Source organism: Chromohalobacter sp. HP20-39 (assembly GCF_033052815.1).
Lineage (GTDB): Bacteria > Pseudomonadota > Gammaproteobacteria > Pseudomonadales > Halomonadaceae > Chromohalobacter.
In genome coordinates, this window is sequence record NZ_JAWHTP010000009.1 from 1 (window position 1) to 12,896 (window position 12,896).

Consider the following 12,896-nt stretch of genomic DNA (forward strand, 5'->3'; position numbering starts at 1 on the left):
AGTGAAACCGCTCAGCGCCGATGGTAGTGTGGGGCCTCCCCATGCGAGAGTAGGTCATCGTCAGGCATTTATTTCGACACCCCCGGCCATTGGTCGGGGGTGTTGTCGTTTGGGGCCGTAAAAAGATATGCAATATCGGCTGATAGGAGAAAAACTTTAGCCTTTTGAAGTCGGGGTAAAAGCGCCTTTCTCACCGCTATTTTTTTTCCTAATATGCGTGAGGTTTGCTAGGGTGAGACACAGACATCGGCAGATATAAGCGTGCGATGAAACGCATCTAAAAGAGGAAGAGGCTGTATGGCTTCCATTTCGTCACTAGGCGTTGGCTCCGGCCTGGATCTCAACGGGCTTCTTGATCAGCTTAAAGAGGCCGAGCAACAAAAGCTCGTGCCCATACAGCAGCAACAGGTTGATCTACAAGCGAAAATATCGGCGTATGGCAAGTTGCAAAGTGCCTTGTCGAAAGTTCAGTCATCGGCAGGCGACCTCACTGATCCTGAGCTCTTCAATAGTGTGACCAGCAGCGTCGAAGGGGAGAGCGTGGAAGCGGCTGCAACGCCTGATGCGTCGCCGGGGCGTTATACCGTAAATGTCGAGAGTCTGGCGACGGCATCCAGTGTCGCGACCGAGGGGGTGGACCAAGAAGCGATTCTCAATGCCGGTGTCGAAGCTAGTCTGGACATCGCGCTAAAAGATGGCACATCAACGAACATCACGGTCGAAGCAGATAGCACTCTGAGTGATGTGCGCGATGCGATCAATGAAAGCGATTCCGGGGTTTCTGCATCGATTGTTTTCGATGGCGATCAACACCGGCTAGCGCTGGCCTCGAAAGAGACCGGCCAGCAGGCGGCGATTGATACTGTTGCATTTAATGGTCTCGATGGCCTAGTGGTTGATACGGCCACGAAAGTCGCGGGACAGGATGCCAAGTTGAACGTCAACGGCATCGCTATCACCAGCGCCAGCAATCAAGTGGAAGAAGCTATTCAGGGCACGACACTGAGCTTGACGGACACCGGTGAGTCCACGGTGACGGTGGCTCGGGACGATAAGTCGATCCGCGGTGCCATCACTGAATTTGTCGATAGCTACAACAGCATGAAGTCCACCACGAGCGATTTGACGAGCTTCAGTTCTGAGGACGGTGAAACGCAAGCCGGGGAGTTGTTGGGTGATAGCATGACGCGCATGGCGGAGTCGCGTCTGCGCAGTACGATGACCGAAAGTGTCGGCGAGGGCACTGTGCAGACGCTGAATGAAATCGGCATCTCGATGAATGTCGAGGGCGAGTTGGAAATCGACGATGAGAAACTCGACGATGCATTATCGACCCAGCCAGACGCAGTTCAGACGCTGTTCACGGGTACTGAAGATACCCAGGGAATTGCCGGTAAGGTCGAGGAAGAACTGAATACCATGCTAGGTGAGGATGGCATGGTTGAGGGTGCCGTGACCGGCGCCGAGAACCAGATGGACCGTCTTGACGAGCGCTATTCTTCGATGGAAGAAAGCATCGCGAGCACGGTGGATCGTTACCGTACTCAATTCCAGGAACTCGATAGTATGGTGGCTGAAATGAATCAAACCAGCAGCTATCTCACGCAGCAACTGTCAGCGATCTAATTACCCGCAGCCGTGACACCTATCGTGATCGACGCCCGCCTTGTGCGGGCGTCTTGCTGTGTAGCCCCTCGCTAGCGACATACGGCCTCGAGTGCTTCCACGAGGCTCGTCATTTCATCATCGGTTCCGATGCTGATGCGCAAGAAGTCGCTCAGCGCTTCCTTGTTGAAATGACGCACCAGAATGCCTCGTTCCCGTAACGCGTCGAATAGCATGCTCGCCTGGTAGGCGTCGTGCCGTACGAACAGGAAATTGGTTTGCGAAGGCAATACCTCGAAGCCAAGCGTTTCGAGTTGGCGTTGTGTCCACTCGCGCGTTGCGATGACGTGTTCGCGGCAGGCATCGAAGTATGCCTGATCCTGCAGTGCGGCGATGCCCGCCTCGATGGTGATGCTGTCGACAGGGAAGGAATTGAAGGAGTCCTTGACGCGCTCCAGCCCTTCGATCAGTTCTCGCGAGCCGATCGCAAAACCCAGGCGCAACCCGGCCAAGCTGCGTGATTTGGAAAACGTCCCCGTCACCAGCAGGTTGGGAAAGCGCGAAACCAGAGGGATCGTGCTTTCACCGCCGAAGTCTACGTAGGCTTCATCGACCAGCACCACGCTTTCGGTATTACGCTCGAGCAAGGCAGCGATCGCCTCGCGCGGGTGCCCGTGGCCGGTCGGTGCATTGGGGTTGGCGAAGACGATGCCGCCATTGTCGGTATCGAAGGCCGTCAGTGGTACACGCCACTGGTCGTCCAGCGCCACGCTTCGGTAGGCCACATCGTAGAGCTTGCAATAGACCGGATAGAAGCTATAGGAAATCGCCGGCATCAGCAGCGGCTTCGGTTGCCGAAAGAACGCCTGGAAGGCTAGAGCCAGTACCTCGTCGGAGCCGTTGCCGACGAAGACCTGCTCGGTTGCGACGTCGTATTCCTTGGCCAGTGCCTCGCGGAGCGCGGTGGCATTAGGGTCCGGATAGAGACGCAAATGATCGGCAGGGAAATCGCGCAGCGTCTGCTCGACGCCGGGCGCGGGCGGATAGGGATTCTCGTTGGTATTGAGTTTGATAAGACGCTCGCGCGGTTGCTCTCCCGGTACATAAGGAGTGAGTTCGCGCACGGCGGGACTCCAGAACTTGCTCATGAAAGCTCGCACAGGCAGTGATGAGGTAGACGTCCATGGTGACGCCACGCCTCGTGACGCGCAAGGTGCGCCGTGTTTCACAGGTCTGCTATTGGCCGATGTAGGACGTTCCGATGCGGCTAGCCCTTGATTAGTGTTCTAACGACCTCATCTCTTGCACATCGTGATAATCCCCAAGAGTTTTACAGGAGGCGACATGGCCTACGATTCGCTGCTTTCACCGCTCACCATGGGCAAGCTGACGCTCCCCAACCGCGTGCTGATGGCACCGCTGACTCGGGCTCGCACGCCGGACATGGTGCCCAAAGCGCTGCAGCAGACTTATTATTCGCAGCGTGCCGATGCTGGCTTGATCATCAGCGAGGCGACGAACATTTCTCCTACCGCGCGGGGCTATGTCTATACGCCGGGCATTTATACCGATGAGCAGGAAGCCGGTTGGCGGGGTGTCGTGGATAGCGTACATCGCGCCGGCGGGCGGATCGCCTTGCAGCTCTGGCACGTCGGGCGGATTTCGCATCACAAGATCCAGCCGGGCGAGCAGCCGCCGGTGGCGCCGAGCGCGCTACGTGCAGAAGGCGCCAACTGCTTTCTCAAGTTCGATGACGGCAGCTCGGGTCAGCATCCGACCAGCACACCACGCGCACTCGAGACCGACGAGATTCCTGCCCTGATCGACGACTATCGCCAGGCCGCCAAACGCGCTAAGCGTGCCGGGTTCGACATGGTCGAGGTGCATGCTGCCAACGCGTACCTGCTGCAACAGTTCATGGCGACGGGCTCGAATAAGCGTACTGACCGCTATGGCGGTAACCTAGTTAACCGCGCGCGCCTGGTGCTGGAAGTCGTCGATGCCGTCAGTGAGGTGATGGGTGCCGATCGGGTCGGGATTCGTGTCTCGCCGTTCATCGAGATCTTCGGCCTGAGCGACGACGAATCGGAGGCGATGGCTTTCTATCTGGCCGAGCAATTGACGCGTCGCGGCATTGCCTACTTGCATGTCAACGAGCCCGATTGGACCGGCGAGGGGCCGCAACTGACCGACACCTTCCGCCGCGAGTTGCGCCAGCGCTTCCCAGGAACGCTGATCTACTGCGGCCACTACACCGCCGAGCGCACCGAGGCGTTGATTCGCGATGGCCTGGGCGATGGCGCGGCCTTCGGGCGTCCGTATATCGCCAACCCCGATCTGGTCGAACGCTTCCGTCGCGATAGCACGCTCAATGAACCCGACCCGGCAACGTTCTACGGCGGTGGCGCCGAGGGTTACACGGACTATCCGACATTATCATGAGGTCTAAGCCTGCAAAGGGTGTCCGACGGCGTCACATGACGCTATGCTGTGACCCACGGGGCCGCTGGCGCGGCCCAGGACCCATTGGTTAGGAGGACTATCATGCAGATCAGGACGTTGCTCGCCGGTTCCGCCATGCTCGCTGTACTCGCCGGTTGTGCCACGGGCACCTCGCCGCAAGGCCAGCCTGGTGCGCCGGAGCAAGCCGAACAGCCGACCGTCTACAGCGGTACCTTGCCGTGCCGCAGCTGTGACGGTATCGATCTTGAAGTGCAACTGATGGGTGATGAGGGAGCGCCTGCGGATGAGCGTACCTTCGAGTTGCAAGCCGAGTACCAAAATCATCCAGAGAACCCGCCGGCCGAAGAATACGAAGGTCAGTGGGAAGTCATCGATGGCACTGCGAAAGATCCCAAGGCGACCGTCTACGAGTTGACGCCGAATGGTGAAGGGCAGATCTACTACTTCCTGAAGCTCGACGCCAACACGCTGGAGCTGATCGACCCGCAACTGCGTCGCTTCGAGAACGGTGAAACACTGCGTCTGCAACGCCAGCAGTAATCGCGTTCTCGTATCACCGAAAAGGCGGCCCACGGGCCGTCTTTTGCATGTCCGGCCCACTGATAATGCCGACCCTGGCGAGATGACGTCGGGCGCGATGATAGAATGCCGGTGATCAGCAAGGAGCGACGATATGGCCAAGGCGAAGAGCGCCTTCGTGTGCACCGAGTGCGGTGCCGAATACAGCAAGTGGCAAGGGCAGTGTTCGAGCTGCCGCGAGTGGAATACGCTCAGCGAAGTGCGCTTGGGCAGTGCCCGATCCCACGCCCCGTCGCCGTCTACGACGGGGCGTAGCGGCTATGCGGGATTGGTCTCGCGCGATGTGGTCGACCTGGGAGCGGTCGACCTCACTGAAGTGCCGCGTTTCTCGTCCTCTTTCGGCGAATTCGATCGCGTGCTGGGCGGTGGCCTCGTCCCAGGGTCGGCCGTACTGTTGGGGGGCAATCCTGGTGCCGGCAAATCGACGTTGCTGCTGCAGACCGCCTGCAAGCTCGCCCAGTCCCACAAGGTGGTGTACGTCACCGGCGAGGAATCGCTCTCTCAGGTGGCGATGCGCGCGCACCGGCTGCAACTGCCGGTCAAGGGGCTCAATATGCTCGCCGAGACCAGCATCGAAACGGTGCTCGCGGTCGCCGAGCGTGAAAAGCCCGCCGTGCTAATCATCGACTCGATCCAGACCATGCACCTGGAGGACATCAGCTCGGCGCCCGGGGGCGTGGCCCAGGTGCGCGAATCCTCGGCGGCGCTGACGCGTTTCGCCAAGCAGTCGAACACCGTGCTGATGCTGGTCGGGCACGTCACCAAGGACGGTACGCTGGCCGGGCCCAAGGTTCTGGAGCACATGATCGACGCGTCGCTGCTGCTCGAGGGCGGGGCGGACTCGCGATTTCGTACCTTGCGCGGGCAGAAGAATCGCTTCGGCGCGGTCAACGAGCTGGGCGTGTTCGCGATGCTCGAACACGGCCTCAAGGAGGTCAAGAATCCCAGCGCCATCTTCCTGTCGCGCGCTGAGGAACAAGCGCCCGGCAGCCTGGTGATGGTGGTCTGGGAAGGCACGCGTCCGATCCTCGTCGAGGTCCAGGCGTTGCTCGATGACTCGGCGCTGGGCAATCCGCGCCGCATTGCCGTGGGGCTCGATCAGAACCGCCTGGCGATGCTGCTGGCTGTGCTGCACAAGCACGGTGGCCTGTTCACCGGCGATCAGGACGTCTTCCTCAATGTGGTGGGTGGCGTCAAGGTGCTCGAGACCAGCGCCGACCTGGCCGTGTTGCTGGCCGTCGTCTCTAGTCTGCAGAATCGTAATTTACCGCGTGAGCTGGTGGCCTTCGGCGAAGTGGGGCTGTCGGGCGAGATTCGCCCGGTGCCCAGCGGTCAGGAGCGTATCGTCGAGGCCGCCAAGCACGGTTTTACGCGTGCCATCGTGCCGCGGGCCAACGCCCCCCGGCAGGCGCCCGAGGGCATGGAGGTGATCGCCGTCGATAAACTCGGCGATGCCCTGGAAGCCCTGTAAACGCTGGCGCGCCGGTGATGTAGAATGGAGTGAACGATTGCCAAGGAGTGCCCCATGAGTGCCATTCGCCTGACGCAATACAGCCACGGCGCCGGTTGTGGCTGCAAGATCGCCCCCGACGTACTGGATAGCATCCTGTCCAAGGCGGGCCCCGGTGCCACCGACAAGCGCTTGATCGTGGGTAATCAGGGCCGCGAAGACGCCGCTGTCTATGACCTCGGCGACGGTCGCGGTCTGATCTCGACCACCGACTTCTTCATGCCTATCGTCGACGATCCCTTCGATTTTGGGCGTATCGCCGCCATCAACGCCATCAGCGATGTCTACGCCATGGGCGGTACGCCGATCATGGCACTCGGCATTCTCGGCTGGCCGCTCGATAAGTTGGCCGCCGAAATCGCCGGCGACGTGGTGGGCGGCGCGCAGTCGATCTGCCGCGAGCTGGGCCTGGCCTTGGCCGGCGGGCACTCCATCGATGCTCCCGAGCCGATCTTCGGCCTGGCAGTGAATGGTCTGGTCGATCTCGAGCATCTCAAGCTCAACAGCAACGCCAAGGCAGGCGACTTGCTGTATCTCACCAAGCCGCTGGGGGTGGGGCTTCTGACCACGGCCGAGAAGCATGGCTGGCTGGAATCCGGTCACCAGGGGCTGGCGCGCCGAACGATGCTGAAGGCCAACCGGATCGGGGTCGATCTGGCCAAGGTTCAGGGCGTGCATGCGATGACCGATGTCACCGGTTTTGGCTTGGCGGGGCACCTCAGCGAGGTCTGCCAGGCGAGCGGCCTCAAGGCACGGATCGACTTCTCCAAACTGCCCAGGCTCGCCGAAGCCGAAGCATATCGGCGGCGTGGGGCGGTACCCGGCGGCACACAGCGTAACCGACAGGCCCTGGGCGAGGCCTTGCCCGATATGGATGCGGCGCATTGGCAGTGGTTGTGCGATCCCCAGACCTCGGGCGGCCTGCTGCTGAGCGTCGACCCCGCCTGGGCGGATGACGTCGAGCGCATCGGCCGTCAACACGGCCTCACGCTAGAAGCCTTCGGCGAGATGCGCCCCGCGAGTGGCACCAGTGTGATTGAGGTGCGTGGGTGAACCTACCGCAGATCGCGCCAGGGTTGGCGCTGCTCGAGCGCCCGCTGATCGATGTGCGTGCCCCGGTGGAATTCGCCCAGGGCGCCTTGCCGGGTGCCGTCAACCTGCCGTTGATGGACGATGCCGAGCGCCAGGCGGTGGGAATCCGCTACAAGGAAGCTGGTCAGGCCGCCGCCATCGAGTTGGGCACGCACTTGGTGGATGGTACTCTCAAACGGCGTCGTGTGGCGGCGTGGCAGGCATTTACCGAGCGTCATCCCCAAGCGCTGATCTATTGCTTTCGGGGCGGGCTGCGTTCGCAAATCGCGCAGCAGTGGCTGCAGGAGGCGGGCATCACCCTGCCGCGTATCCAGGGCGGCTGGAAGGCCATGCGCCAGTGCCTGAGCACCGAGATCATCTCGGCGGCAAGGCAGCCGGTGCTGGTCGTGGCCGGCCTTACCGGCAGCGCCAAGACCGAGTTGATTCAACGTCTCGATACGGGAGTCGATCTCGAGGGTCATGCTCGACACAAGGGCTCCGCGTTCGGGCGGCATCCCTTGCAGGGGCCGTCGCAGATCGACTTCGAGCATGCGCTGGGCGTGGCGTTGTCGCGGATGCCGCATGGCTGCGTGGTGGAGGATGAGTCACGCATGATCGGGCGGCTGGATATTCCCTTGTCCTTCTGGCGGACCATGGAAGCGGCGCCGCGCATTCGCGTGGAAATGCCGCTGGACTGGCGCCTCGAGCAGATTCGCAAGGACTATATCGAGACCCTGTGGCAGACCTACCGTGGCCACTATGGTGAGTGGCTGGGCTGGGCGCTGATGCGCAAGCAGCTATCCAGTGCGCTCAAGCGCGTTCGTAAACGCCTGGGCAGTGCGCGCTTCCAGCGTCTGCAACGCCTGCAGGGCCTGGCCTTCCGCGAGCACCGGCGGGGCAATACCCAGGCACACGAAGCCTGGCTCGCGCCGCTGATGCTCGAATACTACGATCCCATGTATCGCTATCAGCTCGAGCAGTCTCCCCACGAGGCGCTGCATGTCGGCGACTGGGAGAGCTGCCTGGCCTTTGCCCAGGACTGGTCGGCGTCGCTTGTGCGCTAGGTGCACCTGCCTTGCGCTTCACGGCTAGCGAGCATGACGCATCCAGTCGAGCATGACGCGGTCGAGCAGGGCAGCCAGGCGGTCGAAACGCCGCGGGTCCTCCATGACCGCCTCGCGGGATTGCAGGTAAGCGCCGTCGGCGGCCGCGAGCCGCTCGTCGAATGCTGCAAGATGCTCGTAAAAGGCGCTGACCGAGGCGGTGGTGGCCTCCAGATGACATTGCAGCGCCACCACGCGGCCGCTGTCCCAGGCGAAGCCTTGCAACGGGCTAGCGGGGCTGCCCCCCAGGGGCACGGCTTCGTCCGGCAAGCCAAAGACATCGTGATGCCAAGTGAACGCCTCGAAGCGTTCAGGCAGGTCGAAGGGACTCTCGTCGGCCAGAGTGATAGGCTGCCAGCCGCGCTCGGGATAGGTACCTCGGGAGACAATGGCACCCAGTGTCTCGGCAATCAACTGCGCACCGACGCCGACGCCCAGCAGCGGCTTGCCACTCTTGAGCATACGTGCGATCAACTTGCGCTCGCGTTTGAGCCATGCCGGTGGCACGTCCTCGTGGAGCCCGAACGGTGCGTCGAGCACGATCAAGGCATCGAAGTTGTCGAAAAGTGGCGGTGTCTCGTCCGCGTATAAATGGCAGGTGTTGTGGCTGTGGCCCATGCCCGTCAGCCAATCGGCGAAGCGTGCCGGGCCGAGGTAATCAGCGTGCTGAAGAAAATAGATATGCATGATGTGCCCATGATGGTAAAGCCATCCCCACGCAGCAAGTGGGGTAGCCGAGGAGAGCTAGCATGCCGCGAGCCGAGGTGCTTGAACAGATTTATACCATCGTCGCCCAGATCCCTGAGGGGCGCGTGACCACGTACGGGCGCATCGCGAACATGACCGATGGCGCCACGGCACGCATGGTGGGTAGCGCCATGCGCCACCTGCCCAGCGGCCACGGACTGCCCTGGCATCGCGTCATCAATGCCAACCGACGCGTGACCGAGCATACCGGCGCCGTGCGCCAGCATGAAAAACTGCGCGCCGAGGGTGTCGTGTTCGATGCTCGTGGCCGCGTTCTCCAAGACATACTCTGGCCCTGACCCTGACGCACTCACCGAGGAGTAATGCTATGACAGCGTCCGCCGACGGTTTCCATGCCCGTCTGGATCAATTACCCGCGCGCGCCCGGCTGGCCTTCATGGCGGCTTTGATCGAGCGCATGTTGCCCAACTATGTGTTGTATGCCGAGATGAGTGGCGTCGGCGACGCGAAGGTGCTGCGCAACGTGCTCGACCTGGCGTGGGAAGCGCTGGCCGTGAAGGATGCGGCGATCGACTTCGACAAGCAGGCCGAGAAACTCGCCGAGCAGGAGCCGCCGGAAACCGATGACAGCTTCGGCGCGCGGCGGGCGGTTGAAGTGGTGATGGCCTTGGCGGCACTGCTCGATGCCTTGCGTGGTGAAGCGCCCGAGTCGCCGCGTGACGTGAGTCGCCTGTCACGCGATGGCGTGCATGCCTACATCGAGATGACCGACGGCGCGGACGATGATGCCGAGCGGCTGGCGGCACGTGTGCGTGAGCATCCGTTGATGGACGACGAGCACGGCTTCCAGGAAGCGGTGCTAGAGCACGTCGAGGCGCCGCTGACGCGTGACGCGCTCAAATCGCTGCGACGCCTGGGGCGTAACGAAGGCGTCAGCAACCTGGGGCTCAGTGCCGAGGGATAAGCGGCGCGCGCTATAAACGCATCTCGATCCCATGCTCCGCCATATAACGTTTGGCATCGGGGATGGTGTATTCACCGAAGTGGAAGATACTGGCGGCGAGCACGGCATCCGCGCCGCCTTCCTTGACCCCCGCGACCAAGTGATCGAGGTCGCCGACGCCGCCGGAGGCGATGATCGGAACGCTGACGGCATCGGCGATGGCGCGCGTCACTCCCAAGTCGAAACCGGCCTTGGTGCCGTCGCGGTCCATGCTGGTCAGTAGCAATTCTCCCGCACCGAGCTCGACCATCTTGCACGCCCATTCCACGGCATCGAGTCCGGTGGACTTGCGTCCGCCATGGGTGAAGATCTCCCAGCGCGGTGGCTCGCCCTCAGCCGAGACCCGCTTGGCATCGATGGCGACGACGATGCACTGGCTCCCGAAGCGTTCCGCCGCTTCGTGGACGAAATCGGGGTTGGTCACCGCGGCGGTGTTGATCGACACCTTATCGGCGCCGGCGTTGAGCATGGTGCGGATGTCGTCGCAGGTGCGGATGCCGCCGCCCACCGTCAACGGAATGAAGACCTCCCCGGCGATACGTTCGACCATTTCCACCGTAGTGCCGCGATCCTCGTGGCTGGCGGTAATATCGAGGAAGGTAATCTCGTCGGCGCCTTGCTGGTTGTAGCGCTTGGCGACCTCGACCGGGTCGCCGGCATCGCGGATGCCGACGAAATTGACGCCTTTGACCACGCGACCGGCATCGACGTCGAGACAAGGAATGATGCGCTTGGCGAGTGCCATGATCAGCTTCTCCGTGTGGCTGGCGCGGCGTCGCACAGGCGCTGGGCCTCGGCGACGTCGAGTTTGCCTTCGTAAATGGCGCGTCCGGTAATGGCGCCGAGAATGCCTTCGTGCTCCACCTCGAGCAGGGCCTCGATGTCGCCCAGATGGGTGACTCCCCCGGACGCGATCACCGGGAGACCGCCTTCGCGTGCCAGTTCGGCGGTGGCCGCGATGTTGACGCCCTGCATCATGCCGTCGCGGGCGATATCCGTGTACACGATCGAGGTGACGCCATCGTCGGCGAAACGCTTGGCCAGGTCCACGGCCTTGAGTGTCGACACCTCGGCCCAGCCATCGGTGGCGACATAACCGTCGCGGGCGTCGAGTCCCACGATGACGCGGCCCGGAAAAGCATGGCACATCTCGGTGACGAAGGCCGGATCTTTGACGGCCTGGGTGCCGATGATCACATAGGAAACGCCGGCCTCGAGATAGGCCTCGATGGTCGCGGCGGTGCGAATGCCACCGCCGATCTGGATCGGCAGCTCGGGATAGGCGCGAGCGATGGCGGTCACCGCCTCGGCGTTAACCGGCTGGCCTTCGAAGGCACCGTTGAGATCCACCAGATGCAGCCGGCGGGCTCCGGTCTCGACCCAGCGCGCGGCCATGGCCACCGGATCGTCACCGTAGGTGGTCGAGTCGTCCATCCGCCCCTGCTTGAGGCGGACGCACTGGCCGTCCTTGAGATCGATGGCGGGAATCACCAGCATGACGTGTCCTCTCGGTATACGTGTGGCGCCGCCATCGCAAGGCGGCATGTCCGACCTGGACGCTCAGGGCGTCCAGGTGACGAAATTTTCGAGCAAGCGTAACCCGTCACGCGCGCTTTTCTCAGGATGGAACTGCACGGCGAAGACCGGGCCACGGCCGGTGGCGACATGCGCGGTATGCCCACCATATTCAGTGGTGCCGAAGATGTCGCTGTCTTCCTGAGCCTCGACGTAGTAACTGTGCACGAAATAAAAGCGTGCATCGTCGTCGATGCCCGCCCAGAGCGGATGCGTGTGGTGCTGGGTAACCCGGTTCCAGCCCATGTGAGGTACTTTCAAGCGTTGGTTCTGAGCGTCGCGCAGATCGCGCCCAAAATAGCGCACGCGTCCGGGCAGATGGCCGAGGCAGGTCACGCCGCCGTTTTCTTCGCTTTCGTCCATCAACATCTGTTGGCCGACACAGATGCCCAGCAACGGCTTGGCTTGGACACGTAACACTTCGTGAACAATGCCCTGCAGGTCGTTGCGTTGCAATTCGCCCATGCAGTCGCGAATCGCGCCCTGGCCGGGCAGTACCAGGCGACTGGCGCCTCGAATACTGCGCGAATCGTCGGTGATGACCACGTTTTCATGCGTGACGTGCTCCAACGCCTTGGCGACGGAGTGAAGGTTACCCATGCCGTAATCGATGACCGCAATCGTCATGCTCGCTCCTTAGCGCGTCGTGAGAGCCTCACAGGCTGCCTTTGGTAGAGGGCATCCGCCCGGTCATGCGGGGGTCGGGTTCCACCGCCATGCGCAGTGCGCGGCCGAAGGCCTTGAAGATGGTTTCCGCCTGGTGGTGGGCATTGAAGCCCTTGAGGTTGTCGATGTGCAGCGTCACCTGGGCGTGATTGACGAAGCCCTGGAAGAACTCCCAGAACAGCTGCGTGTCGAATCGGCCGATGTTGGCACGTGTGAACTCGACATTCATGCTTAGACCCGGGCGGCCCGAGAAGTCTACCACGACACGCGAGAGCGCCTCGTCCAGTGGCACGTAGGCATGGCCGTAACGCCGGATACCGCGTTTGTCGCCGATAGCCTGGGCGCAGGCCTGGCCTAGGGTGATGCCAAGATCCTCGACGGTATGGTGATCGTCGATGTGCAGGTCGCCCTGGGCATTGATTTCCAGGTCGATCAGGCCGTGGCGCGCCACCTGATCGAGCATGTGGTCGAGAAACGCGACGCCCGTTTCGGATTGGAAATGGCCCTCGCCGTCGAGGTTGATACGGACCTGGATCTGAGTCTCGTGGGTGTCGCGGGACACGGTGGCGACGCGCTCGGCCATAGGGGTCTCCAGCACTTCGGACGTGAACGG

The 12,896-nt window shown here is 62.1% G+C and carries 14 protein-coding genes; 8 read left to right on the forward strand and 6 right to left on the reverse strand.

Going from position 1 to position 12,896, the window contains the following annotated elements; translation table 11 throughout:
* Positions 1-297: 297 nt before the first annotated feature.
* The gene (gene fliD / locus RVY79_RS14495) at positions 298-1,626 is read left to right on the forward strand and encodes a flagellar filament capping protein FliD (RefSeq protein WP_317465079.1); all 1,329 of its coding nucleotides are present in this window, start codon (positions 298-300) and stop codon (positions 1,624-1,626) included.
* Between the two features lie 71 nt (positions 1,627-1,697).
* On the opposite strand, the gene hisC is transcribed toward fliD, so the two are convergent.
* The gene (hisC, locus tag RVY79_RS14500) at positions 1,698-2,753 is read right to left on the reverse strand and encodes a histidinol-phosphate transaminase (protein ID WP_317465081.1); all 1,056 of its coding nucleotides are present in this window, start codon (positions 2,751-2,753) and stop codon (positions 1,698-1,700) included.
* A gap of 196 nt (positions 2,754-2,949) precedes the next feature.
* On the opposite strand from hisC, the gene RVY79_RS14505 reads away from it, so the two are divergent.
* The 5 genes from RVY79_RS14505 to mnmH all read left to right on the forward strand — a co-directional run bounded on the left by RVY79_RS14505 (position 2,950) and on the right by mnmH (position 8,292).
* Positions 2,950-4,047: an alkene reductase gene (locus RVY79_RS14505; protein WP_317465082.1), complete on the forward strand. Its 1,098-nt coding sequence runs from the start codon at positions 2,950-2,952 to the stop codon at positions 4,045-4,047.
* 102 nt (positions 4,048-4,149) lie between these two features.
* Entirely contained in the window at positions 4,150-4,608 is a 459-nt protein-coding gene (locus RVY79_RS14510) for a copper resistance protein NlpE N-terminal domain-containing protein (protein ID WP_317465083.1), read from the forward strand.
* Positions 4,609-4,741: 133 nt separating this feature from the next.
* Positions 4,742-6,118, forward strand: coding sequence for a DNA repair protein RadA (gene radA / locus RVY79_RS14515; protein ID WP_317465084.1), 1,377 nt, complete (start codon positions 4,742-4,744; stop codon positions 6,116-6,118).
* 54 nt (positions 6,119-6,172) lie between these two features.
* Positions 6,173-7,210: a selenide, water dikinase SelD gene (gene selD, locus RVY79_RS14520; RefSeq protein ID WP_317465085.1), complete on the forward strand. Its 1,038-nt coding sequence runs from the start codon at positions 6,173-6,175 to the stop codon at positions 7,208-7,210.
* Complete coding sequence (mnmH, locus tag RVY79_RS14525; RefSeq protein ID WP_317465086.1) at positions 7,207-8,292, forward strand: tRNA 2-selenouridine(34) synthase MnmH; 1,086 nt, start codon at positions 7,207-7,209, stop codon at positions 8,290-8,292. Before selD ends, mnmH begins: the two co-directional genes overlap by 4 nt.
* A 24-nt stretch (positions 8,293-8,316) precedes the next feature.
* On the opposite strand, the gene RVY79_RS14530 is transcribed toward mnmH, so the two are convergent.
* Positions 8,317-9,018 (reverse strand): type 1 glutamine amidotransferase, encoded by a 702-nt coding sequence (locus tag RVY79_RS14530; RefSeq protein ID WP_317465087.1) that lies wholly within the window; start codon positions 9,016-9,018, stop codon positions 8,317-8,319.
* Between the two features lie 62 nt (positions 9,019-9,080).
* Between RVY79_RS14530 and RVY79_RS14535 the strand changes: the two genes are divergently transcribed.
* Positions 9,081-9,377 (forward strand): MGMT family protein, encoded by a 297-nt coding sequence (locus RVY79_RS14535; protein WP_317465089.1) that lies wholly within the window; start codon positions 9,081-9,083, stop codon positions 9,375-9,377.
* Between the two features lie 29 nt (positions 9,378-9,406).
* Positions 9,407-10,003 (forward strand): YjaG family protein, encoded by a 597-nt coding sequence (locus RVY79_RS14540; RefSeq protein WP_317465091.1) that lies wholly within the window; start codon positions 9,407-9,409, stop codon positions 10,001-10,003.
* A gap of 10 nt (positions 10,004-10,013) precedes the next feature.
* Here RVY79_RS14540 and hisF read toward each other — a convergent pair whose 3' ends face one another.
* From hisF to hisB, 4 genes are all read right to left on the reverse strand, one after another.
* On the reverse strand, positions 10,014-10,787 hold the full coding sequence (hisF, locus tag RVY79_RS14545; protein ID WP_317465092.1) for an imidazole glycerol phosphate synthase subunit HisF: 774 nt from the start codon (positions 10,785-10,787) through the stop codon (positions 10,014-10,016).
* Positions 10,788-10,789: 2 nt separating this feature from the next.
* Positions 10,790-11,539: a 1-(5-phosphoribosyl)-5-[(5-phosphoribosylamino)methylideneamino]imidazole-4-carboxamide isomerase gene (hisA, locus tag RVY79_RS14550; protein ID WP_317465094.1), complete on the reverse strand. Its 750-nt coding sequence runs from the start codon at positions 11,537-11,539 to the stop codon at positions 10,790-10,792.
* 63 nt (positions 11,540-11,602) lie between these two features.
* On the reverse strand, positions 11,603-12,244 hold the full coding sequence (hisH, locus tag RVY79_RS14555) for an imidazole glycerol phosphate synthase subunit HisH (RefSeq protein ID WP_317465095.1): 642 nt from the start codon (positions 12,242-12,244) through the stop codon (positions 11,603-11,605).
* A 28-nt stretch (positions 12,245-12,272) separates the two neighbouring features.
* Positions 12,273-12,866: an imidazoleglycerol-phosphate dehydratase HisB gene (hisB, locus tag RVY79_RS14560; RefSeq protein WP_317465096.1), complete on the reverse strand. Its 594-nt coding sequence runs from the start codon at positions 12,864-12,866 to the stop codon at positions 12,273-12,275.
* Between the last annotated feature and the right edge of the window lie 30 nt (positions 12,867-12,896).